Source organism: Enterococcus sp. AZ170, assembly GCF_050545135.1.
In the GTDB taxonomy this organism is placed as follows: domain Bacteria; phylum Bacillota; class Bacilli; order Lactobacillales; family Enterococcaceae; genus Enterococcus_L; species Enterococcus_L ureilyticus.
Window position 1 is genome coordinate 1,540,664 of record NZ_CP172947.1, and the last position, 22,773, is coordinate 1,563,436.

The 22,773-nt window shown below is 35.0% G+C and carries 21 protein-coding genes and 3 pseudogenes; 21 read left to right on the forward strand and 3 right to left on the reverse strand.

Going from position 1 to position 22,773, the window contains the following annotated elements:
- The first annotated feature begins 14 nt into the window (after positions 1-14).
- Positions 15-731 (forward strand): DnaD domain protein, encoded by a 717-nt coding sequence (locus IGJ55_RS07445; protein ID WP_069639696.1) that lies wholly within the window; start codon positions 15-17, stop codon positions 729-731.
- Between the two features lie 11 nt (positions 732-742).
- Positions 743-1,390, forward strand: a complete 648-nt coding sequence (gene nth, locus IGJ55_RS07450) for an endonuclease III (RefSeq protein WP_430607952.1) — start codon at positions 743-745, stop codon at positions 1,388-1,390.
- A gap of 42 nt (positions 1,391-1,432) precedes the next feature.
- Here the strand turns inward: nth and IGJ55_RS07455 are convergent, their stop codons facing one another.
- Together IGJ55_RS07455 and IGJ55_RS07460 are read right to left on the reverse strand one after the other, a co-directional pair.
- Positions 1,433-3,235 (reverse strand): glycerophosphoryl diester phosphodiesterase membrane domain-containing protein, encoded by a 1,803-nt coding sequence (locus IGJ55_RS07455; RefSeq protein WP_069639698.1) that lies wholly within the window; start codon positions 3,233-3,235, stop codon positions 1,433-1,435.
- Between the two features lie 91 nt (positions 3,236-3,326).
- A pseudogene (locus IGJ55_RS07460) lies at positions 3,327-3,716 on the reverse strand (TVP38/TMEM64 family protein); the annotation flags it as partial.
- Positions 3,717-4,217: 501 nt separating this feature from the next.
- Between IGJ55_RS07460 and IGJ55_RS07465 the strand changes: the two are divergent.
- The 12 genes and pseudogenes from IGJ55_RS07465 to IGJ55_RS07520 all read left to right on the forward strand — a co-directional run bounded on the left by IGJ55_RS07465 (position 4,218) and on the right by IGJ55_RS07520 (position 13,473).
- On the forward strand, positions 4,218-5,585 hold the full coding sequence (locus tag IGJ55_RS07465) for an Nramp family divalent metal transporter (RefSeq protein WP_430608137.1): 1,368 nt from the start codon (positions 4,218-4,220) through the stop codon (positions 5,583-5,585).
- 118 nt (positions 5,586-5,703) lie between these two features.
- Entirely contained in the window at positions 5,704-6,228 is a 525-nt protein-coding gene (gene rimM / locus IGJ55_RS07470; RefSeq protein WP_069639700.1) for a ribosome maturation factor RimM, read from the forward strand.
- Positions 6,218-6,955, forward strand: a complete 738-nt coding sequence (gene trmD, locus IGJ55_RS07475; protein ID WP_069639701.1) for a tRNA (guanosine(37)-N1)-methyltransferase TrmD — start codon at positions 6,218-6,220, stop codon at positions 6,953-6,955. The genes rimM and trmD overlap by 11 nt, the downstream gene beginning before the upstream one ends.
- Before the next feature lie 39 nt (positions 6,956-6,994).
- A pseudogene (locus IGJ55_RS07480) lies at positions 6,995-7,648 on the forward strand (CatA-like O-acetyltransferase).
- 134 nt (positions 7,649-7,782) lie between these two features.
- Positions 7,783-8,130, forward strand: a complete 348-nt coding sequence (rplS, locus tag IGJ55_RS07485) for a 50S ribosomal protein L19 (RefSeq protein ID WP_010761540.1) — start codon at positions 7,783-7,785, stop codon at positions 8,128-8,130.
- A 437-nt stretch (positions 8,131-8,567) separates the two neighbouring features.
- Positions 8,568-8,795: pseudogene (locus tag IGJ55_RS07490) on the forward strand (hypothetical protein); the annotation flags it as partial.
- Between the two features lie 244 nt (positions 8,796-9,039).
- A complete protein-coding gene (locus IGJ55_RS07495; protein WP_429949946.1) occupies positions 9,040-9,408 on the forward strand; it encodes a winged helix-turn-helix transcriptional regulator in 369 nt (122 codons plus the stop codon).
- A 45-nt stretch (positions 9,409-9,453) separates the two neighbouring features.
- The gene (locus IGJ55_RS07500) at positions 9,454-10,098 is read left to right on the forward strand and encodes an endonuclease III domain-containing protein (protein ID WP_429949945.1); all 645 of its coding nucleotides are present in this window, start codon (positions 9,454-9,456) and stop codon (positions 10,096-10,098) included.
- Positions 10,099-10,201: 103 nt separating this feature from the next.
- Positions 10,202-10,732: a YbhB/YbcL family Raf kinase inhibitor-like protein gene (locus IGJ55_RS07505; protein ID WP_430607955.1), complete on the forward strand. Its 531-nt coding sequence runs from the start codon at positions 10,202-10,204 to the stop codon at positions 10,730-10,732.
- 29 nt (positions 10,733-10,761) lie between these two features.
- The gene (locus tag IGJ55_RS07510) at positions 10,762-11,844 is read left to right on the forward strand and encodes an L-dopachrome tautomerase-related protein (RefSeq protein WP_430607958.1); all 1,083 of its coding nucleotides are present in this window, start codon (positions 10,762-10,764) and stop codon (positions 11,842-11,844) included.
- Between the two features lie 176 nt (positions 11,845-12,020).
- Entirely contained in the window at positions 12,021-13,064 is a 1,044-nt protein-coding gene (locus IGJ55_RS07515; RefSeq protein WP_430607960.1) for a zinc-binding alcohol dehydrogenase family protein, read from the forward strand.
- Between the two features lie 277 nt (positions 13,065-13,341).
- Positions 13,342-13,473, forward strand: coding sequence for a hypothetical protein (locus IGJ55_RS07520; protein WP_430607962.1), 132 nt, complete (start codon positions 13,342-13,344; stop codon positions 13,471-13,473).
- Here IGJ55_RS07520 and IGJ55_RS07525 read toward each other — a convergent pair.
- The gene (locus tag IGJ55_RS07525; RefSeq protein WP_207121540.1) at positions 13,470-13,781 is read right to left on the reverse strand and encodes a hypothetical protein; all 312 of its coding nucleotides are present in this window, start codon (positions 13,779-13,781) and stop codon (positions 13,470-13,472) included. The genes IGJ55_RS07520 and IGJ55_RS07525 overlap by 4 nt on opposite strands.
- A gap of 482 nt (positions 13,782-14,263) precedes the next feature.
- Here IGJ55_RS07525 and IGJ55_RS07530 point away from each other — a divergent pair, with 482 nt between their 5' ends.
- From IGJ55_RS07530 to IGJ55_RS07560, 7 genes are all read left to right on the forward strand, one after another.
- Positions 14,264-15,106, forward strand: coding sequence for an efflux RND transporter periplasmic adaptor subunit (locus IGJ55_RS07530; RefSeq protein ID WP_207121541.1), 843 nt, complete (start codon positions 14,264-14,266; stop codon positions 15,104-15,106).
- Positions 15,103-15,789, forward strand: coding sequence for an ABC transporter ATP-binding protein (locus IGJ55_RS07535; RefSeq protein WP_069641254.1), 687 nt, complete (start codon positions 15,103-15,105; stop codon positions 15,787-15,789). Before IGJ55_RS07530 ends, IGJ55_RS07535 begins: the two co-directional genes overlap by 4 nt.
- Positions 15,779-16,990 carry an ABC transporter permease gene (locus IGJ55_RS07540; RefSeq protein ID WP_069641255.1) on the forward strand — a complete coding sequence of 404 codons (1,212 nt, stop codon included), beginning with the start codon at positions 15,779-15,781 and terminating at the stop codon, positions 16,988-16,990. Before IGJ55_RS07535 ends, IGJ55_RS07540 begins: the two co-directional genes overlap by 11 nt.
- Positions 16,991-17,339: 349 nt before the next feature.
- Complete coding sequence (locus tag IGJ55_RS07545; RefSeq protein ID WP_429949936.1) at positions 17,340-18,275, forward strand: ABC transporter ATP-binding protein; 936 nt, start codon at positions 17,340-17,342, stop codon at positions 18,273-18,275.
- A 13-nt stretch (positions 18,276-18,288) separates the two neighbouring features.
- Positions 18,289-19,032 carry an ABC transporter permease gene (locus IGJ55_RS07550; protein WP_429949934.1) on the forward strand — a complete coding sequence of 248 codons (744 nt, stop codon included), beginning with the start codon at positions 18,289-18,291 and terminating at the stop codon, positions 19,030-19,032.
- On the forward strand, positions 19,029-19,997 hold the full coding sequence (locus IGJ55_RS07555) for an ABC transporter permease (RefSeq protein ID WP_430607966.1): 969 nt from the start codon (positions 19,029-19,031) through the stop codon (positions 19,995-19,997). Before IGJ55_RS07550 ends, IGJ55_RS07555 begins: the two co-directional genes overlap by 4 nt.
- Positions 19,998-20,048: 51 nt before the next feature.
- Positions 20,049-22,622: a LuxR C-terminal-related transcriptional regulator gene (locus IGJ55_RS07560; RefSeq protein ID WP_430607968.1), complete on the forward strand. Its 2,574-nt coding sequence runs from the start codon at positions 20,049-20,051 to the stop codon at positions 22,620-22,622.
- Positions 22,623-22,773: the final 151 nt, after the last annotated feature.

The window sequence follows — 22,773 nt, forward strand, 5'->3', positions numbered from 1 at the left end:
ACGAGGGAGCGGTTATGTTATCAATCAAAGAATACCTAAATGCTGGTGAAACAACTGTCTCCAATTTAGTAATCGAGAACTATCAGAAAATTGGTCTAACCGATGAAGAGTTTCTATTTTGGCTACAATTATTTCGTTCTCAAGCTAAAGGAGATTTATTTCCAGATTTGGCTGAGATCAGTTTGATCATGGGAAAACCTATAGATGTTATCTATAAATTATTGAATCAACTTGTTTCACGTGGATTTTTAATCATTGAAACAAAACAGAATGATCAAGGCCAAATGATGGATACGTATGATTTACTACCCATTTTTGAAAAGATCGGTCTTTTACAACAAAAGCAGATAGAAAAACAAAAAGAAATCACATCAGAAGAAACAATCAAACAGCTTTATCAAGGATTTGAAAAAGAGTTTGGTCGCCAACTATCGCCAATCGAGCTTGAGATGATCGGTCAGTGGTTAGAAACAGATCACTACCAACCGGAACTTATTCGATTAGCATTAAGAGAAGCAGTGTTAAATCAAGCTTATAGCTTAAAATATATCGATCGGATCTTATTAGCTTGGGAGCGTAAAAATATTACGACAAAAGAACAAGTTGCAGAAGATCAAAAACGACGAAAACAAGTGCTTATCCAAAAAGAAATCGAACAACAAGGTGCTCAAAATGAGCCAATTCCAAAAGTTACCTTACACAATTGGCTTAATCCAGAAGATAGTGAGTAGGAGGTAGATAAATGCTTTCTAAAGAGAAAACAATGGAAGCGATAGAAATCATGTATGATATGTTCCCAGAAGCAGCATGCGAACTTACACATAAAAGTCCATTTCAACTATTAATTGCTGTTATTTTAAGTGCCCAAGCTACGGATGTTTCTGTTAATAAGGCCACACCTGCCTTATTTGCTGCATATCCAACACCTGAGGCCCTTGCGGTAGCACCAATAGACGATATCATTCAAAAAATCAAAACGATTGGCTTGTATCGAAATAAAGCAAAGAATATTAAAGCTTGTGCTGTACAATTATTAGATCAGTTTGATGGAAAAGTGCCTGAAACTCGTGAAGAGCTGGTATCTTTACCAGGCGTCGGCCGTAAAACGGCAAATGTTGTGATGGGTGATGCATTTGGAGAACCTGCGATTGCAGTTGATACACATGTAGAGCGCGTATCAAAGCGTTTATGCATTTGTAAATTAGAGGCAAATGTTATGGAAGTAGAAAAAACATTGATGAGAAAAATTCCTAAAGAATTATGGGTCAAAACACACCATACGATGATTTTTTTCGGTCGTTACCACTGTTTAGCTCGAAATCCTAAATGTAATATTTGTCCGCTTCTATACCTGTGCCAAGAGGGGAAAACTCGAATGGCTTCTAAATAAAAAAGAGTGAACTATAAAAAAATTATAGTTCGCTCTTTTTATTTAGCCAATGCCAATAACAAAATGAAGTAATTTATCTGAATAAGTTAGCTCATCTAAATCAGTTTTAATTGTTTTATTAAGTAATTTCAATTCATCGGTAACAATGCCGTCCACGCCATAAAACATCATACGTGTCATCGTATCTTCATCATTAACAGTCCAAGCATAGACTTTTTTACCATCATTATGGGCTGCATTAATAAAGTTTCGGTTTAATGTCGTATATTCCATTGTAAAAAAATCTACGTTTGAAACAGGCGGCCCAACGATATTGAATGGCAAAATATAACCAACATAAAATTGCGGTTCCAGTTCCTTTAGTTCTGTTGCTGTACTAAATGTCAACGTTTGTAGAATATGCTTCTCAGATAAAATAATCGGGCGGTATTTCTTGGTAAAACGGGCAACTAAATCTGGACTATCTTGCGGTGTCGTTTTGATTTCAATCAATAACTTCTGCTTGAGTTGTTTGGCTTTAGTTAAATATTGATCAAAAGAGCAAACACTCGCCTCCATCCCATTCTCCTTGGCAGTCAGTTGAGTCAATTCAGCTAATGTTAATTGATTAGGTCTTTTATCTATACCAGTCAGTTTTTTTAGATTGAAATCATGCATCACGACAAATTGTTTGTCTTTTGTTTCCTGAACGTCCATTTCTATATAACTGGGCTTCTCTAAACTTGTCTTCTCAAGAGCAGTCAAAGTATTTTGAACACCATTTGCTGCATCGACTCCTCTGTGAGAAATGGTTAATGGCTCTGTTAACGAGGGTCTACTTAGAAAGTCTGTATTATAAGCTCCCACACCAATACCAAAAATCGTTGCAATAAAGGCAAATGTTCCAACTTTTATGGCTGTCCATTCCTTTTTTTGCTGTTGTGGCTGATCAAAAAACCACTGGGGTAAATCTGGCAAAAAGCCTTGGTCATCCATATAATCGATTGTTACATAGAAGATTCCCACAGTAGAGAAGACAATATTAAGTAGCAAAATAAACTGTAAAAGCGTCATTCCAATAACGGCACTCACTAAAGCGTAGTTTGGGAATGTTGTTTCAATAATTGCTTGAACACTTAAGATCACTGTCGAACTGATAATAAAAACCAGAAGAATGCTACCACCGATCACGATAAACTGTCCTAAGATTTTAAAGAAATGCTGTTTTGTTGAGCGCCAACTTTCAGTAACAGCTTGACGAAAGGGAACATCCCTTAAAATCATTTCTGGTAAGGCAAAAATCAAACGAATAGACAGATAGAAAAAGAGCAAATAGCCTAAGATAACGAATGCAATGATTGTTACACGATTGGCAAAGATAAAGTCCATAATAAATGCTGGAATCTTTATTTTTGCAAGTAAATCTGAGTTAAAACCCAATCCACTCAATGGCAAAACCAAGAAAAAATAAAATAAAAAAAACAAAATGGTACTGAATTTAAGTTTCTTTAGTTGAAGAAGTGTTCCTTTAAGCAAATTAGTCAGTGCAATTGGTTCTTTTTTCTTTATGAAAAAAATGCTCAAAAGCAAAAAAGTATATTCAAAAAAAACAGCAATGACAATCATCAATAAGACAATAATCAAAGCAAGTAGAACGACTGGATGTCTTGTCAAAATAACTGGAATCGTATCATAAGATAAATAACTGATATTTCCTTGTTTTAATATAAAACGAGTAGAACTAGCTAAAAGCGGTAAGAGAACAAAAAGCATAAAACCATGCATCAATAAAACATCACGAAAATACGCTGAAGTCCCTGAGAAAAAATCTAACATATTTTTAAAACTATTTTTTAAGTATTTCATCATCTGATCCACCCTTATACAAATTAGAAGAAAAGAAAATAGGATACAATTGCATCCTATCATTACAGTTTCTATTATATATTTTTACGCTCTAAAAGCCTAATAAACCGTTTAAAAATGTGCCGCCATAGATCAAAGCTAAACTATATAAGAAAATGGAAACAGGTTTTGCTAAAATAATGATCAATGTAAATTTCTTTAAAGACATTTTAGTTAAGCCTGCCATCAAACAGAGCGCATCATCAGGAGCTATTGGCAGAAAAATTGCTAAAGCGAATAAACGCTCAAAACGTTTTTCATTATCCAACCAGCCAATGTATTTATTATAAGTCTTATCACTAACTAAACTTAAAATAAACGGTTTTCCATACTGACGACCTAATAAGAAAATGATGACAGAGCCAATCGCAATCCCTACATAATTATAGATGAATCCTGCGAAGGGACCAAAGATCAGTACACCAGCAGCACAACTAATGCCTCCAGGAATAATCGGGATCACCACTTGAATAATCTGGATCAGCATGAATAGTATTGGACCTAAGATAACTGAGTCACCGACTAACCCTCTCAAAGCGTCTACATCTTTAAAAACACCTAATCGTATAAAATAAATCGTCACAGCAATTGTGGCTATAATCCCCACGATTGAAATGCAATTGATAATTTTTCTTGAAAGCGCGATGCTCATTTGTATCATCTCCTTAAAATTACTATCTATAGTATAAAAGTCTTCTACCTATTTTACCATTGTTATTTATCAAATCTTACGAACAAAGTTGTAAGGAGGTAACTTATCTAAAAACATTATACAAAAAAGAACGACTAGAAACATCCTACTTTAGCCCTAAATAAAAAAATAGCTAAAGGTTTTCTATTTACAAGCAACAATGAGAGGTCTATAATTATGTTAAATATTATGGTGTCCCTAAAAAATAAATAATATAAACCTGATGATTTATAGTTGGAAGAAGGATAAATGATGAAAGAGGAAAAAAAGGAAGCAGAAAAGTTGTTGGATTACGCAAATGGTCCTAGTTTAGAAGAAATTAATAATACTGTTGATGTTCCCAAAAATGCTAGTTTTTGGCGGACATTGATGGCTTATAGCGGCCCCGGTGCATTAGTAGCAGTGGGATATATGGACCCAGGGAACTGGATTACTTCCATTGCTGGCGGTGCTGAATATAAATATGCATTATTGAGTGTTGTTTTATTATCGAGTTTGATTGCTATGCTACTTCAAAGTATGGCAGCCAAGTTAGGGATTGTTACAGGTAGAGACTTAGCCCAAGCGACACGCGAACATACTAATAAGAAAACTGGGTTCGTTTTATGGATTATTACAGAGTTGGCAATCATGGCCACAGATATTGCCGAAGTGATTGGCGGCGCGGTCGCTTTGCAATTATTATTTGGTTTTCCATTATTGATTGGTGTATTGATTACGACATTCGATGTTTTGTTATTATTGCTTTTAACAAAGCTAGGATTTAGAAAAATTGAGGCAATTGTAGCCTGTTTAATTGCTGTTATCTTTTTTGTATTTGCATATGAAGTAGCACTGGCTGATCCAAATATTGGCGAAGTACTTCGTGGCTTTATCCCCGATCCCAAAATTGCTAGTGACAAATCAATGCTTTTTTTGGCGTTAGGGATTGTTGGGGCAACTGTTATGCCTCATAACCTATATTTACACTCTTCAATTGCCCAAGCAAGAAAATTCGATCGTAATGATGATAAAGAAAAAGCCAAAGCCATTCGTTTCACGATTTGGGATTCAAATATCCAATTAACTGTGGCTTTTATCGTCAACTGCCTATTACTGATTCTAGGTGGCGCTTTATTTTATGGAACAAATAGTGACTTAGGCAAATTTGTAGATTTGTTCGATGCATTAAAAAACCCAGATATTGTTGGGAATATTGCTAGTCCGGTTTTAAGTATCTTATTTGCAGTTGCATTACTTGCTTCTGGTCAAAATTCTACGATTACAGGCACACTTTCTGGACAAATCGTTATGGAAGGCTTCATTCATTTAAAAATGCCTTTATGGATGCGTAGAGTCGTCACACGTCTGATTGCGATCGTACCGGTGATTATATGTGTCATTCTTTATGGTGGTAGAGAATCAGCAGTGGAAGATCTATTATTGTATACCCAAGTATTCTTAAGCATCGCATTACCAATTTCAATTATTCCCTTAACGATGTATACAAGTGATAAAAAAATTATGGGCAAATTTGCCAATCCTATGTGGGTCAAAGTGCTAGCTTGGATCATCGCTGTTGTTTTAACTGCCTTGAATTTATTCTTGATCTATGGAACAGTAACAGGAGTTAACGCTTAATAGGATAAAAAAGAAAGTAATTCTTTTTAGAATGGCTTTCTTTTTATTCTATATAATAGAATTCGTTCTATAGAAATGGTAGAATGAAAAAGACAAAATATTGAAATGAGGGTTTTAAGTGACTGAATATTTAAACGTTGGAAAAATCGTCAATACTCAAGGCTTGAAGGGAGAAGTTCGTGTGATCTCACAAACTGATTTTCCAGAGCTGCGTTATAAAAAAGGATCGGTATTGATGCTATTTCAAGAAAAAAAGGAACCAATTGAATTAACGATCAAAACCCATCGGAAACATAAAAATTTTGATATTGTGACTTTTGAAGATCATTTTTCGATCAATGATGTTGAAAAGTATCGTGATGGGATTTTGAAAGTGTCAAAAGAGGACCTGACAGATTTACCTGGGGATGAATTTTATTATCACGAAATCATTGGTTTGACTGTTGTGGATGAAAATAACAAAGAGTTGGGAAAGATAAAAGAAATTCTTTCACCTGGCGCAAATGATGTCTGGGTTGTTCAAAGACCGAAGAAAAAAGATGTGTTGATTCCTTATATCGAATCTGTTGTTAAATCTATTGATTTAGAATCAGGCATCGTTCGTGTAGAAATTCCTGAAGGTTTGATTGACGATGAAAATTGATGTATTGACGCTTTTTCCAAGAATGTTTGAAGGCCCAATGGGGGAGTCGATCATTGGGAAAGCTGTAGAGAAAAATTTACTGGAAATCAATATTTCCAATTTTCGTGATTACTCAGATAATAAGCATCAGTCAGTGGATGATTATCCTTATGGCGGTGGTGCTGGGATGCTTTTAAAGGTTCAGCCGATTTATGATAATTTACGAAGGATCGAAGAAGTATCACCAGAAACTGAAAAACGTGTGATTTTGCTAGATCCAGCGGGGAAACGATTCAATCAAAAAATGGCGGAGGAATTTTCTGAAGAAGAGCATCTAGTTTTTATTTGTGGTCATTATGAAGGATACGATGAACGGATTCGTTCTCTTGTTACGGATGAAGTTTCTTTGGGAGATTATGTTTTGACAGGCGGTGAGTTAGGTGCGATGGTTATGATTGATGCAACGGTTCGTTTGTTGCCAGATGTATTAGGGAATAAATTGTCCGCTCAAACTGACTCGCATTCAACAGGTTTATTGGAACACCCGCAATATACCCGTCCTGCTGAATTCAATGGTATGAACGTGCCAGAAGTACTTACAAATGGAAATCATAAATTAATTGATGAATGGCAGCAAAAAGAGTCGTTACGAAGAACCTTTGAGCGTAGACCAGATATGCTTAAAAAAGTAGAATTAACTGGACAACAATTAAAATGGTTAGAAGAAATCTACAATGAAAAAGTGTAGCATTAGCCTAAATTGAATCATATTAGAGGAGGTGTATCGATGGTCATACCAGCAACAGTTATTGATCAAAATAAATGGGAGCGTAAAGAACACTTTGATTTTTTCTCTAGTAATAGCCTACCTCTGTATGATATCACGACTCAAATTGACGTAACGCATTTTTATCACTACGCAAAATGCAATGAGATTTCCTTTTATTATGGCTTGGTATATGCAACGACCAAAATCATTAATCGCATCGAAAACTTTCGTTATAAAATTTGTGACAATTAGGTAGTTTTGCTCGATTATCTAATTCCTAGTTTTACTGATTTAAAAGCAAACAGTGAACTATTCCATATTATGACACTTGATTTTGAAGGAACGATGAAGGAATTTTCTGATGAAGCGAAAAAAGTAAGTGCTGCCCAACAGATGTATTTTCCTAAATCAGAGTACCCGCAAGATACAATGATACAGTTTTCTTGTCTACCGTGGTTTTCATTTACAAATTTAGGGAATGAATTAAGTTTAGACCGAGATGATTCGATTCCAAAAGTAATATGGGGTAAGTTTGAAAAACATGGGAATCATTTGTTATTACCCTATTCAGTTCAAGTTAATCACCGTCTTATTGATGGCATTCACCTAGGTAAGTTGATAAATCAATTGCAACAATATTTGGATCTGCTTGTGATAGAAGGGACTATTTAAAGTGTAACAAGAAAAATCTCTTTACAGCAAAGAATAGCTATGTTACACTATTTCAGTGAGTGCAAAGCGCTCAACTATTACGATATTCCGCTGTGGCAGTGCCATAAGAATGTTTGGAATGAGGAGAAAAAAGAATGAATCCATTAATTCAAGAATTAACACAAGAACAACTACGTACGGATATTCCTGCGTTTCGTCCTGGAGACACTGTTCGCGTACATGCGAAAGTGGTCGAAGGAACACGCGAACGTATCCAATTATTTGAGGGAGTTGTTATCGGTCGCCGTGGCGCTGGTATCAGTGAAACTTATACAGTACGTAAAATTTCTAATGGTGTTGGTGTGGAACGTACATTCCCATTACACACACCACGTGTTGCTCAAATCGAAGTAGTTCGTTATGGTAAAGTTCGTCGTGCGAAACTTTATTACTTACGTGCATTACATGGTAAAGCAGCTCGTATTAAAGAAATTAGAAGATAAGTGTTTCTTAGATTGCCCGAGTAAGAAAAAAGTGCGAAAGTCCTTGATATCAAGGGCTTTTTCTTTTGGCTTTGTTTAAGAAAATCGTGCGTATTTGCTGTGATTGTCCTTGATTATCCCAACTTGACTACCTGTGTTGTCAGAAAACAGGTGGAAATCATAGGTGAAATTGACGACAAAAAGGATTCCTAAAATACCAAAACGATGCCCCAATTTAGTAGATTAGGGGATGAGTCTACTAAATATAGAGAAGAACCTGTGCAGTTGGTGCAGGTGTAAAATGGACAAGCCAAAGTACTTTTTTACAAATGAAAGGGTGAGTGGCTGATGACAGTAAAAGATCATCGAACAATTTGGAAAGAAAAAAATGATTTAGAATTGATGGTATTAATTCAAGAATTTATTGAATTTGAAGGTATCACAAGTGAAGGTTTGTAACAGATTTTGAACTCTTAACAAGCCTGAAAAATTAAATTGTTCGATTGAACTTGGAAGAAAGCTTATCTATGACCGAATTTAGGAAAAGATACGATAGAGAAGCCTTACCATCAATTGATACGATTATGAGACGAATAAATAAAAATTGGGAAGAGCTACTAACTGAAATTGGGTACGATTATCGACCAATTAAGATAAGTAGACTTTTACAAAATTTAGAAAATTAAATAGTAGAAACAAGTGAACATCAGAAACTTGAAGCATGACACTAGAGCAAGATTTTGTACTTAAAAATCTTGCTCTTTTTTTCAAAGAATAAATAAAACAAGTAAATAGTCAATATAAAAACTTTTTGTAAATCAGGGTTTTTTTTATACTTTCATTTCTTGATGGAAGGAGTTGAATTGTTTTACAAAAAGTAAGTAATCACTTATTATAATCGCAGACATAACTAAGAGGAGCAAAGTTATTATGACAAGAAAAATATACAATTGCGAAAATGGTTGTTCTGTTGAATCAACCTTACAATTAATTTCAGGTCGTTGGAAAAGTGTTATTTTATACCATTTGATGTTTGATGGCGAATGTCGCTATAACAAGTTGCAGAAGCTTATTCCAGGAATAACTAGAAGAATGATTTCTCTACAATTGAAAGATTTAGAAAGGGATGGTTTGATTTATCGCAAGGTAGTTCAAGAGAAGCCCCTAATGGTTGTATATGGTATGACCGAATATGGTAATTCATTAAAAAATGTGATTGAACAATTATACAGTTGGGGAGAGGAATTTAATCACAAAAATGCGGGTACCCTTGAAGAAGAATGTTTAAATTGCTATTAATCAAAGAAACTTGGAATAACGAGGGCTATTTTCAAAGGAGAAAAAATGATTACAAATATCGAAGAATTATATCAAACATTGAGTGAAGCGATGGATCACTCTATCTGGTGGAATACGGAGAATCCATGGGAAATCGTGGTAGGTTCAATTTTAGTTCAGAATACTAGTTGGAAAAATGTTGATTATTCATTAATTAATATTAGAAATGAAATTGGCTTTATACCGAAAAAATTAGCGGAGATTGATCTGTTGGTACTGCAGGACTTAATCCGTCCTAGCGGGTTTTACAAAAATAAATCACAGACGTTAAAGGAAGTCTTTGTCTGGTTTCGAAGCTACGATTATAACATTGCCACTTTACAAGAAAAAGATTTGACTGTGTTGCGTGAAGAGCTATTGAATATTCAGGGGATCGGACATGAAACTGCCGATGTATTACTGGTTTTTGTTTTTAAGAAAATCGTATTTATTGCTGATAAATACGCACAACGAATTTTTAACCATTTAGGACTAGAAGAGGCGCTCACCTATCTTAAATTACAGTCGTTAATTGAGCTACCATCTGACTTTACCAATCAACAGGCGCAGAACTTGCATGGATGGCTGGTTGATTATGGTCAGGTTTATTTGAAATCAGAAGAAATCTGGCAAACAGGATTTTTGAGTAATTTTAAACTAGTGCTAGCATAAGGATCAAAGGTATAAAAAAATTCCCTAATTTACATTTTATTTGGTGAGGTTTAATCTAGTGATGTCACAAAATAGAATGTTAGTTATCAAAGGAGGATGTAATATGAATGATCCATTTTTAGGTTTACAAGACGTCTCATCATTCGAGGTTACAAGTAAAGATATTGTTGATGGCGCACTTTCCAATGTGAAATTTATGTCTGGTGATTTCGGTATCGAAGGTGGTCAAGATATTTCCCCAGAGATTAGCTGGTCAGGCGCTCCAAATACCACGAAGAGCTTCGTTGTTACCTTGTACGATCCAGATGCACCCACCGGATCAGGATTCTGGCACTGGGCAGTATTAAATATTTCGGCCTCAGTTAGTGAATTGCCACAGGATGCTGGCAACAAATCCAACTCAAAATTGCCATCAGGAGCGATTCAGTTGCCAAATGATGCGCGTGTAAAAAAATATATCGGTGCTGCACCTCCTAAAGGCCATGGTGTACATCACTATTTCTTAACTGTTTGGGCTTTAGATATTGATAAAGTAGAAATTCCTGAGGATTCTACCCCTGCATTTTTAGGCTTTAATATGTTTGGTCATGTCTTAGCATGTGGTGTTTTAAATTTTGAAGTAGAAGTGAAATAATTTTTATCCGTTAGAAAGGGAGATACAAGATGAATTATCCAAAAGAAAAATATTTTGGCGAACTAGAACAAGTCCATGCATTTTACGACGAAATGCCAACTGGTGTTAGTATATCAGAAACTGGAAGAATTTTTATAAATTTCCCTGAATGGGGCGACAATGTCAAAGCAACCGTGGTCGAAATAGTGGATGATAAATTAGTTCCTTATCCTAGTCAAGAAGCTAATATTTTTGATCCAAAAAATCCTGAAAGTGGATTCCTAAGTGTACAAAGTATTGTTGCTGACGGCGAAGGTACTTTGTGGGTATTGGATACTGCTGCACCCAATTTTGATGTTCCTGTTAAAGGAGGAGCAAAATTGGTTGCGGTTGACCTAAGTACAAATCAAATTCGCAAGATATATACATTCTCAACAGATGTAGTTCTTGATTCTACTTACTTGAATGATGTACGGATTGATTTGCGTCGTGGTTCTGAAGGCGTAGCATATATTACCGATTCTTCCATTACCGGACCAGGTGCGTTGATTGTGGTTGATTTAGGTACTGGTGATGCGTTTCGTATTTTGGATGGGACTCACTCAACTGCGGTTGATCCAGAATTTGTTCCTAAAGTAGAAGGTGAAATTTTGATGAATCGTGAAGCTGATGGCTCAACTTCCGCTTGGCAAGTAGCGGCTGATGGGATTGCAATTTCTCACGATGGCGATACCTTGTTCTTCAGTCCCTTGTCTAGTCGGCATTTGTACTCACTCGAAACTGACTTGATCTTTAACAAAGACATTGATGACGTTGAACTAGAGTCACATGTTAAAGACTGGGGTGAGAAAGGGGCTTCTGATGGCATGATTACAGCAGAAGATGGTACCCTATATGCAGGTGACTATGAAAATAATAGTATTCGCGTCATCAATCCCGACGGCTCAATGGAAACCTTAACCCACGACCCTCGTATTTTGTGGCCTGACACCTTATCAATTGGTCCTGATCAATATTTATATTTTAATGACAACCAATTACAGCGACAAGCTGGCTTTCACAAGGGTGAAGACCAACGAGAAAAACCTTACTGTTTATTCCGGATATTCATTGGTAAGAACCCTGCAAAGTAAAATAATTACGGTCTCTAAATTCGAACGCTGTAAACGAAATCGGTTTTTATGGTTGAAAAGTAACGATAACTGCTGGCTGTCTAGATGCTAGTTCCAACATTTTCTTAATTCATAATTTGTTTAGCCGCTTAAAATAAAGAATAGGCATTTTCTTACAAAGAACAGGAGGAATTTTTATGTCAGATAAAAAAAATATGCATGTAATTGGCTTCTTCGAAGGTCTGCCAATTGAGGATTCTCACAGCTTTATTGATGAAAAAGAAGGAATACCTGATCTAGAACCTCGTGATTTATTAATAAAAGTAAAGGCCGTTTCTGTCAATCCAGTAGACATAAAATTACGTCAAGATACTCTTAAAAGAAATGCACTGCGCGTTTTAGGCTTTGATGCGGTCGGTGAAGTAGTCGCTATCGGAGAAGAAGTAGAAAAATTTGAATTAGGCGATCGAGTTTTCTATGCAGGAACCACTACACGAGCAGGAAGCAATCAAGAATATCAAGCAGTCGATGAACGGATCGTTGCTTTGGCTCCTAAAACTCTATCCGACGAAGAAGCAGCTGCATTGCCATTGACCTCATTAACCGCTTATGAATTACTTTTTGAAAAATTTGGCTTGATTCCCGAAGAAAATGCCAATCAAGGTAAAAGTATTCTGGTTATTAACGGTGCTGGCGGCGTCGGTTCAATATTAAATCAGCTGGCTCATTGGGCTGGTTTGACAATTTATGCTACCTCTAGTCCTGAAAACTTTGAATGGTTGAAAAAAATAGGCGTGGATTATCCTCTAGATTATCATAAAGATCTAAGGAGTAGTTTTCGAGAACTAGGAGTTCTTGATGTAAATCATATCGCTGTATTGTTTGACATTACACGTTACTTAGATCAAATCAGATATTTGGTGAAACCGTTTGGTCATGTGGGAACAATTGTCGGGATCCATGAACCGATTGATTTAAGTGAATGGAAAAACTTGTCTGTTAGTTTTGACTGGGAGTATGTGTTTGCTAAAACAGATCATGATTATGCAATTGAAACGCAAGGTCAGGCTTTGGGAGTGATTGCCGAGCTAGCAAATAAGGGCAAGCTGACTACAACTTTGAGTAAAGTGTATTCAGACGGGATCAATGCAGCTAATCTGAAACGAGCAACTAAAGATGTTGAAAGTGGTCACATGCTTGGCAAAGTAGTTATTAGCGGTCGGTTCAATGGTAATGATTAAAGAAATTAGAAGATAAGTGTTTTTTAGATTGCCCGAGTAAAAAAGTGTGAAAGAGCTTGGGACGCATAAGTCCCAATAAAAAAGCTAGATACCAGTCGAATTGATTGGCATCTGGCTTATTTTTTGTATAAAAATAAGAACACCTTTAATCATGATGCAAAAGAAGTGTTCATGAGCATGAATAAATAAAAATGTTTAAACGTGGCGAACGCTTTTCCATTAAATGGCGGGATCTGGATGAGTTTCGTGTGGAAATTAGATATGGAGAAGAATGCCATTGACAGGTTTACTCATCACCCTAAAGAGGGGGATTTACAAATTTAATAATGTATTAATCGAACCAACATATTCAGTAACACTCATTCAAATAGTCGAAGAATTGCAAGAGACAGCACGAGCTGATAATTAAATTTTAAAGCTTAAAATTACCAGGGCTACATAAGCTAGAATACAAATACCTGCTACAACAATAACAATAGGCCAATCAACATTATGGATAAACTGTTTAAACGTTTGGGATTTTTTACCATTTGCTTTATTTTCAAGGTATTGTTGATAATTGGATTCTGCTATAGATATGATTACAAAAAGAATAAATAGCCCAGAAACAAAAGAGGGCAAACGATCAAATTTATTAATGGAATAAAAATAAGCAGCAACAATTACTAGGTAAGAAAATAAATGACGAGAGATTAAACGACTAATAAATTTTGGCAAAACAATCACTCCTTTTTTAATAATTGTATCACCAGTAGAGCAGGAAAGAAATACACATTCGAATGAAAGGAAAGAGTAGGAATCAAAAAAATCTCTATTACTTATCCCAATCAAGATAAAAAAATAGACCGCTATTGGTTCGAAGACGCACCGATTGAATGGTGATGTTCTATTTTTTTATCAATAAAGGCAGTATGTAAAGTCTAATTTCATATTGGGCTTTTTTTTCCTTATATAAGTATTTTGATTAAATCTATCAAACTTTTTGTGAGTTTACTTGTATCTGTGGATTTAATCGCAATTTTTAATGTTTTTTCAGTCCTCAGTTGTTATTAATCTATTTACAAAAGATCACTAGGGTTATGATTAAAAAAACTCCACCTAAAGTCCTCTATAAAATCAGGCTATAGAATGATGATAAAAAAACATTCGTTATTTATAATGACTAAGTAAACAAAATAATGAAAGTAGGAGATTGAGAAATGAAAAAGAAATTGTTGATAGGGGCAGGAGCTATTATTATTTTAGGAGTAGGTGTTTTTGTCTATCAGAATACACAGTCAAAAGAAACTGAAACAGCTAAGAGTATTAGCCTATATGAGGTAGAAAAACAAACACCACTTCATCTAAAAGGACAAGTCCAAGCTAAGTGGACTCAGTCTGTTTTACTAAGTACAGACAAAGGACCAGTCAAAACAATTCATTATAATTTAGGAGACCATGTAACCAAAGATGCTGTCTTAGTAACCTATGAATGGGGCGAAAAAATTAAAGCTGAAAGAGACAGTATTATCGCCACAATGAATCAAGATGCAAAAAATGATCCTTCTAAACCCGTAATGGTATTAAAAAGTACTGAAAATGAAATTAAAGGTACGGTTACAGAATACGACAAAGAGAAATTAAGTAAAGACATGGAGATTAAAATCGACTATGTAAATCAAAATAAATCAGTAACTGGGAAAATCACTACAATTTCTGAAATAAATGCTATTGATGACACTAGTTCAACAAATGCAACAAGCAATTCAGCTACCATTGTAAACTATGATTTTACTGCGCAACCAGATGAGAATATTCCGTTAGGCTACAGTGTAGAAATCCTAATTCCTCGAAATGAGATTCATTTGCCAACGAAAAGTATTCAGGAAAAAGATGGGAAATTTTTTGCTTATCTGATTAAAGATAAAAAAGCACAACAAAAAGAAGTAACTGTCAAGGAAGAAGATGGCTTTTACACTTTGGAAAGCGGCTTAGACGAAGGAAATAAAATTATTAAAAACGTTAAAGGAATCAAAGATGGAATGGAAGTGGCAGTTCAATGATCAAAATGGAGCATGTCAACAAATATTATTCATTAGATCAAGAAAGAATTCATGTTTTAAAAGATATTAATTTAGAAATACAAGAACATGAATTTGTTGCGATCATGGGACCATCAGGGTCAGGAAAATCCACTTTGATGAATACAATAAGTTTTTTAGACGGTAGTTTTGAAGGGAGTTATCTTTTCAATGGCGAAGATGCTTATAGCTATAATGACAATAAGCTATCAAAAATTCGGAATAAATCAGTAGGGTTTGTTTTTCAATCGTTTCAATTGATTGAAAATAATACGGTTTTTGAAAACGTCGCTTTACCCTTGTTATACGGAGGAATGAGGTATGGAAATACCAAAGAATTGGTAATGAAAGCTTTAGAAAAAGTTGGCATTCCAGACAAATACAACAAACTGCCAAAACAACTTTCTGGTGGGCAGCAGCAAAGAGTTGCAATTGCCAGAGCGATTGTTGGAAATCCTAATTTTATTGTGGCGGATGAACCGACTGGCGCTTTGGACACTCATACTTCAGCTGATATTATGGAATTATTCCAACGATTGAATGATGAAGAAAAAGTTACGATATTGATGGTTACCCATGATAGTGAAGCCGCCCAATACTGCAAACGGATCATCACTGTTCGAGATGGTGAGATTATTGAAGGAGGAGCAGGCTATGCGTTTTAGTGAAATTTGGAAAACATCGTTGAAATCTATTTTGAAAAATAAAAGGCGCAGTTTTCTAACGATGATCGGTTTGATCATCGGAGTTTCTTCGGTTATTACGATTTTTTCAATTGGACGTGGATTTGAGCGGTATGCGGCTGATTTTATAGGATTGGATAATTACGACTCCAGCGTGTATTTTAACTTTGCTCCGAAAGATCAATCGTTTTATGAAACTAATTTAGCTTCTTTTTCTGAAATTGATTTCGAGCGGATTGAAAATGTGGACGGTGTTAAATCCGTTGAGTACTATGATAACGAAGAGAAAGGTGCTAAGTACTATTCACAGCAAATTGATGAAGCAAGCACTGCATCAACGCAAGGCTCATTTAAATTACTAGGATCAGATGGTACAGAAACTATTTATGGGCGAAAAATAAAGAGCACGGATAATATCAATCGAAATAAAGTAATTGTCATTAATGAAACGATTGCCAAAGCTATAAAAAAAGACAATCCTGAATCATTGATTGGGAAAAGTGTAACGATTCAAGGACAGCTTTTTGAAGTTATCGGTATCATGGAAGATCGTGATAATTCTGGATTTATTTCAACACAAGAAGATTATGTTGTTGTAGAAGTACCTTCAGCAAGTTATGAAGAATATTTTGAAAGTCCGAAAGATTCGATTTTGGTTAAATTAGATACGGTTGCTGATCCTAAATTAGTAACAAAGGACATAGAAAAAATGTTGGATAAATATGGATCACTTAGAAATATGGGCGCATATGAAAGCCAAGACCTTGCTGGACAAGTTAGTCAACTTAGGATGATTCTAACTGGAATTACCGCTATTGTTTCAATAATTGGTGGTATTTCATTGTTTATTTCAGGGATTGGTGTTATGAACATGATTTATATCTCTGTATCTGAACGAACGAAAGAGATTGGTGTCCGTCGTGCGATGGGTGGGACTAAAAATAATATCATGATGCAATTTTTGCTGGAAGGCATCACACTGACTTTGATTGGTGGCGCAATTGGGTATGCATTTGGCATGTTGATTGGTTATGTAGTCGGAATGGTTACACCGTTTACAATCGTTCCAGATTTCTTTACGGCTATGTTAGCTTTAATTCTTTCGATTGGAATCGGGATTATTTTTAGTTGGTTACCAGCCAAAAGTGCTGCGAAGAAAGATATTGTTTCGTTGATTCGTTAGGTTATCCAGTTTTGAAAACAGGGCTGACAAAAAGTTTCTTAGTAAACAATACAAAGTAGTTAAAGTAAGAAAATATAAATAGAAGGCCTATGATAGTAATTTTATCATAGGTTTTTTCTTATTTCCTGTGAAAATGAAGGTGTACAAAGTATGTTAGTTATCAGTAATAGTTGGTTTCCTTTCAGCACCATAACTATACCAAGCATCTCTTATTTGGTCTCTTAACCAATTAGTAACTATTTCTTAAATCAAGAAAATATAATAAACATTTTTTTAAAATATCATCCGTTCGGTTGATAGGCAGTTTATAGTTCTTTTTCTATACTAAAGACATAAAGGAGATGGACAAATGCAACCATTAATAGAAGTAAGACATTTAGAAAAAAGTTATCAAGCAAAACAAGTCATACAAGGGATATCGTTTGAAATTAAGCAGGGAGAAATTTTATGTCTTCTAGGCCCCAATGGTGCTGCTAAAAGTACGACAATCAATATTATCTGTGGCGCTTTAGGCTATGATTCAGGCGAAATCTTATATCAAGGGAAACCGATTGAGAAGAACATCAAAGGCTTCAAAGAGAAGCTAGGAATGGTGCCACAAGATTTAGCATTATATGAAGATTTAACCGCAGAGCAAAATATTCGTTTTTTTGCCTCATTATATGGACTAAAAGGCACTGCATTAGCAGAAGGAATTGAGTTTGCTTTACATTCGGTAGGGTTGACTGCACACCGTAAAGAAAAAGCCAATACATTTTCAGGGGGGATGAAGCGTCGTTTAAATATTGCTTGCGCCATTGCTCATCAACCAAAATTATTGATTATGGATGAGCCAACCGTGGGCATTGATCCTCAATCTCGTAATCATATTTTAGCTGCCATTCGTAAAATGCAAAAAAATGGGATGACCATTTTATATACCACGCATTATATGGAAGAAGTTGAAGAAATCTCTACCAGGATTATTATTATGGATCATGGAAAAATGATTGCAGAAGGAACAAAAGAATCCTTAAAAGCCTTATCAGGTGAAAAAAATATTGTCATTGAATTAGCAACTAGCACAGTCTTTTCCTTAGATGATTTTTATCACATTGAGGGGCTTAAAGAAGTGAAAATGGAGAAGCAACAATTAATCGCGACAACGATTCAAGGAGTCGAAAACTTAGATAAAATCATCAGTGTTTTAATTCAATTAAATCAAAAAATTCAAAATGTTGAGATACAATCAAATAATTTGGAAACCGTCTTTTTAGATTTAACAGGACGTTCCTTAAGAGATTAGGAGGGGTTCAATCATGTATCGTTTTCTAAGAATTGTTCAAAGAGATACCATTAATTTATTTATTAACCCAATGTGGCTATTTTTTGGCATTGGCTTTCCCTTCTTATTAACAGCTGTTTTAGGCGTCTTGAATGAAGGGGTATATGGGAATAGTATTACAAGCTATGATTATTATGGTGTGACAATGTTGCTCTATAGTACCTTATATGCTGCTACTTTTTCGGCCAATTCTTTTTTAGAGGAAAGAATTAGGCAGCCTAATTTGCGGATTATCTATTCACCCATCAAAAAATTTTATATTCCCCTATCCAAAATAATTGCCACCTTCCTTTTTACCACCGTTTTTTATACGATTGCTGGGGGCATCCTGCATATTATCTTAGGTGTAAACTTTGGCAGTGCGCACCTTGGAAAAATTTGGGCACTGTTTTTAGCAGTAGACTTTTTCTTTAGTTGCGTTGGTGTTTTAATGTGTTGCCTCTTTAAAAGTGAAGGGGTTGCCAATCAAATTATTGGGATTGTGACCACTTTATTTGCCATCTTATCTGGTTTGTTTTTTCCAATAGCAAGTCTTGGTGAACAAGTGGTAGCCGTCAGCAAGTTTTCACCCATAACAAAAGTCGTAGATTTGATCTTTTCACTCATTTACGATACTGCTACAACTGGCTTTTTTAAAACAATGTGCCTACTTATAGGTGTGTCCATGTTACTTATTTTATGCTGTGGTGGCTTATTTAAAGGAGAGGATTACTTATGAAAACGACTATTAAAAATGATTGTCGTAGAGCTTTGGAAAATAAAGCACGTATTTTAGTGATGTTTGCTTTAATGATAGTGGTACTTGGTGTTGCTATCTTTATGAGTGGGCATTCGAAAGAGACGTTACGCATTGGGTTTGTTGGAGAGCCAAATGAATGGACAGTTTCATCAGAAGCACTGGATGTAACCTACTTAAAAGCAGTGCCACTAACTTCAGAGCTAATTAAAGGAACCTATGATGCAGTCGTTCAAAAAGAAGAGGAGCATCTTACAGTACAAACAATAAAAAATGAGGCACTTCAAGTAAAGTTAGAACAGTTACTAGCAGGAACTGCTGAAAATGAGACGACACTCACTGCCTCAAGAGGCGTAGGTAGCATGATTATTGGTTATTTACTCATGTTCTTATTAATGGCCAGTTTAACAAATATGTTTACTTTTAGTGAAGATAAAGAGAAGCATCTACTTGAACGGATTACCACAACGCCCACTTCTTTAATGCAGGTTTTACTAGGACATACCGTATTTTCCTTTACCTTGTTATTTCTGCCACTCCTATGTATGATTGTGGGGGCTAAGTTTATTTTCCAAGTAGATATTGGTTTCGGATTATTTGAGTATCTTTATTTGTTCGGATTCATTTGTCTATTTGCGACAGCTTTCTCTTTATTTATGGCTTCACTCTTTAATGATAGTGATCGTTCAAATATGTTAGGCTCTATTCTTGTCATTATTACCACAATGCTTTCTGGTAGCTTTTTCTCTTTTAAAGATGGGAACAAATGGCTAGATTCCTTGATTCAATTTTTACCACAAAAAAGGTATTTAGACATCGTTACAAATTTAGAAAATGGGGCATCAATGACGACCATGGTAACAAATATCTCCTATTTGCTTATTATTACCATTATCTTATTCCTATTTGCCTTATTGAAAACACGAAAAGATTATGTGAGAAGATAAGAATTCCTGTTATACTAGAAGTAATATTAGCAGGTAAAAGGAGTAGTCAGCATGGAAAAAAGAATATTAAATGGTAGAATCAGACAACCTGAAATTCGAAAAAAATTAGTCAATCGACCATTGTTGGTGAATAAAATTCATGGGATTACTGCTAAAAAATTACTTGTGGTAGAAGCAGGAGCAGGTCGAGGAAAAACCACAGTCGTAACAGCTTTTTTGTCAGATTATCCAAAGGAGCAGGTAAAATGGGTGAGTTTAGGCAAAGATTGTAATCATCTTTACGTTTTTTGGAGCTATTTAGTTGAAGTTTTACAAACACAATTAGGGGAATTAAAACAGGAATTTTTAGTCTTTTTCCAGGCAACAGTAAATAAGGAAACAATAGAAGATGGGGTGTCATTTTTAAGTAATGGTTTATTTGAAAGTGATGATTTCTTTTTAGTCTTAGATGATTTTCATTTGATAGAAAATGAAGAAGTGCTGCAATCATTTGAACTATTTTTATCACAAATGCCAGCTACCGTACATGTTTTACTTTTAACCAGACATCGTCCTAAGCTTTATTTAGGCGATCTTGAAATGGATGACCAATTACAATATATTGCTGAAAAGGATTTTTTTTTATCACAGAATGAGGCACGCCTATTTGTTGAAGCTGCTGCGGGAACAGCTTTAACGCAAGCAGAGAAGCAACAATTCATCACGATTGCAGATGGTTGGATAGGTGGTTTACAGCTCTTAGTAGCGGCCAATCTTCGAACAGGCATGATGAAGCTAAAAGAATTAGAAAAAAATGATAAAGTGCTATCTGATTATTTATCTAAAGAGATTTTTCAGCAATTAACAACAGAAGAACAGGTGTTTTTAATAAATACGGCTTCTTTTTCTTATTTAAATGAAGCCCTTAGTGGTGCGATTTTACCTGAAATAAGCTTTCATCAACAGATGGTTCATTTAATGCATAAAAATTTGTTGATTGAATGTGTCGATATCAGCCATCAAATTTATCAGTATCATCCAATTTTAAAAGATTTTTTAATGATCAAGTTTGAAAAGCAAGCTTTAGCAGAACAAATAAGGATTAAACAAGCTGCTGCAAGCTCATTTATTCAGCAAGGAGATTTAGATGAAGGAATGCGGTTACTACTTGAAATCCAAGATTATACGCAGCTGATGGAGATCATGCTAAGCTTGCCACAAACGATTCGCTCTGCTTATTATGTTGGAATGGTTCCCATCTCTAAAGCCATTCAAAATATTGATTTTGCCTATCAAAAGCTTTTTTATCATCATTCGAATTTAGAGTATTCGGTTTGTCAACAACTCATTGATGCCTTAGAAAAAAAGTATCCTGAAAAAAATGAAATTAAGGCGATTGCCGGAATTAAAGTATTATTAGGTATCCATGAATTTACAATTGAACAACTACCGATTCCTGTTGGCAAAATTCATCAATTACAGCTAACATCCACATCAAAAGCGTTTATTTTATTAAAAAACGCAACGATTCTATACTTTCGCGATCAATTTGTTAGAGCTATTGAATTAGTTGAAGGAAGTATGGCTTTAAATCAAGTGACTAAGAATTCGTTTTTACTTTACTATAATCAAACCCTCTTGGCTCAGTTATATGAAGAAATTGGGGAATTAAATAAAAGTTTGATGTTATTAAAAACAACCAAACAAACAATTGAAGCAGGAAAATATGGCAAATCCATTCAAAGGAATTATTTACTCACTTTTCATATCACCATTTCTGGAATTTATCTGAAACGCTTAGATTTAGAAAATGCTGAAAAAAATTTACTGAAAGTGAGTCAGCAACAGCATGAACATGTTAGGTCAGTCTATCTTTATAATCAAGCAGAGTTCTTATATTTAGCTAATCGACCAGCTGAAGCCTTTCAAGTAGTTCAAAAAATAGAGGATGAGTCATCTGGACACTATGATGTGTTAGCAAAATCTATTTTGTTGAAATATTGTTTAAAGCACAATCAATTAAGCAAAGCTTTTCAAGACTCTTTTGTAGCGCAATATCATCAAGATATCACGAATCAAAGTTTAAATAATCAGCTATTTTATAGTATGATTTTAGTGAAACGACAACAGCCCAAGCAAGCATTAGAAGTGATTGATCAGATCCTGATCAAAAGTCGTAAAAATCAGATTTTTCTTAAGATTATTGAAGCGAATTTATTAAAGTTATCCATTCTTTTAGCGCAACCTAATGCTGATCAACGCCTACTGAAAAATGTATATTCTGAAAGCTTGTATTATGCCAGTGATAATGAAATCAAAGCCCCATTTTTTTTCTATAAAGAAGTGATTTGTCAGGTTGATACACAGTTTAGTCAAGAGCTTGCCACACAATTGGAACCCAAAGAACAAGCGTTTCATCAGCAGTTATTAGCTGTTTGTGATGTAACAGAAAAAAATTTATTGACTGTCAGAGAGCATGAAGTGTTAATTGAAATTGCAAAGGGAGCGACAAATAAACAGATGGCAGGAAAACTTTTTATCTCAGAAGCTACCGTCAAGACACATATTCTAAATATCTACCGCAAGCTTGAGGTAAATTCACGAATTACAGCTGTGTCGAAAGCACGAGAAAAAAAGCTGCTATAGAGGGTGATGGAGAGCTATTTAAGTTTAAGCGTTAGACGATAGAATAAAAGACTAAAAAAAATAACCGTTCAGGCTCGTCACGGTTATTTTTTTATTAGTTTACAACAGATCATTTGTTTCGAGCGTTTTGGCAATATATTGTTCTAAAAAG

Excerpts from the sequence above, each read along its gene's own strand:
- IGJ55_RS07445 (WP_069639696.1), top strand. The coding sequence starts at position 15 with ATGTTATCAATCAAAGAATACCTAAATGCTGGTGAAACAACTGTCTCC.
- nth (WP_430607952.1), top strand. The coding sequence starts at position 743 with ATGCTTTCTAAAGAGAAAACAATGGAAGCGATAGAAATCATGTATGAT.
- IGJ55_RS07455 (WP_069639698.1), bottom strand. The coding sequence starts at position 3,235 with ATGAAATACTTAAAAAATAGTTTTAAAAATATGTTAGATTTTTTCTCA.
- IGJ55_RS07465 (WP_430608137.1), top strand. The coding sequence starts at position 4,218 with ATGAAAGAGGAAAAAAAGGAAGCAGAAAAGTTGTTGGATTACGCAAAT.
- trmD (WP_069639701.1), top strand. The coding sequence starts at position 6,218 with ATGAAAATTGATGTATTGACGCTTTTTCCAAGAATGTTTGAAGGCCCA.
- rplS (WP_010761540.1), top strand. The coding sequence starts at position 7,783 with ATGAATCCATTAATTCAAGAATTAACACAAGAACAACTACGTACGGAT.
- IGJ55_RS07495 (WP_429949946.1), top strand. The coding sequence starts at position 9,040 with ATGACAAGAAAAATATACAATTGCGAAAATGGTTGTTCTGTTGAATCA.
- IGJ55_RS07500 (WP_429949945.1), top strand. The coding sequence starts at position 9,454 with ATGATTACAAATATCGAAGAATTATATCAAACATTGAGTGAAGCGATG.
- IGJ55_RS07505 (WP_430607955.1), top strand. The coding sequence starts at position 10,202 with ATGAATGATCCATTTTTAGGTTTACAAGACGTCTCATCATTCGAGGTT.
- IGJ55_RS07510 (WP_430607958.1), top strand. The coding sequence starts at position 10,762 with ATGAATTATCCAAAAGAAAAATATTTTGGCGAACTAGAACAAGTCCAT.
- IGJ55_RS07515 (WP_430607960.1), top strand. The coding sequence starts at position 12,021 with ATGTCAGATAAAAAAAATATGCATGTAATTGGCTTCTTCGAAGGTCTG.
- IGJ55_RS07530 (WP_207121541.1), top strand. The coding sequence starts at position 14,264 with ATGAAAAAGAAATTGTTGATAGGGGCAGGAGCTATTATTATTTTAGGA.
- IGJ55_RS07535 (WP_069641254.1), top strand. The coding sequence starts at position 15,103 with ATGATCAAAATGGAGCATGTCAACAAATATTATTCATTAGATCAAGAA.
- IGJ55_RS07540 (WP_069641255.1), top strand. The coding sequence starts at position 15,779 with ATGCGTTTTAGTGAAATTTGGAAAACATCGTTGAAATCTATTTTGAAA.
- IGJ55_RS07545 (WP_429949936.1), top strand. The coding sequence starts at position 17,340 with ATGCAACCATTAATAGAAGTAAGACATTTAGAAAAAAGTTATCAAGCA.
- IGJ55_RS07550 (WP_429949934.1), top strand. The coding sequence starts at position 18,289 with ATGTATCGTTTTCTAAGAATTGTTCAAAGAGATACCATTAATTTATTT.
- IGJ55_RS07555 (WP_430607966.1), top strand. The coding sequence starts at position 19,029 with ATGAAAACGACTATTAAAAATGATTGTCGTAGAGCTTTGGAAAATAAA.
- IGJ55_RS07560 (WP_430607968.1), top strand. The coding sequence starts at position 20,049 with ATGGAAAAAAGAATATTAAATGGTAGAATCAGACAACCTGAAATTCGA.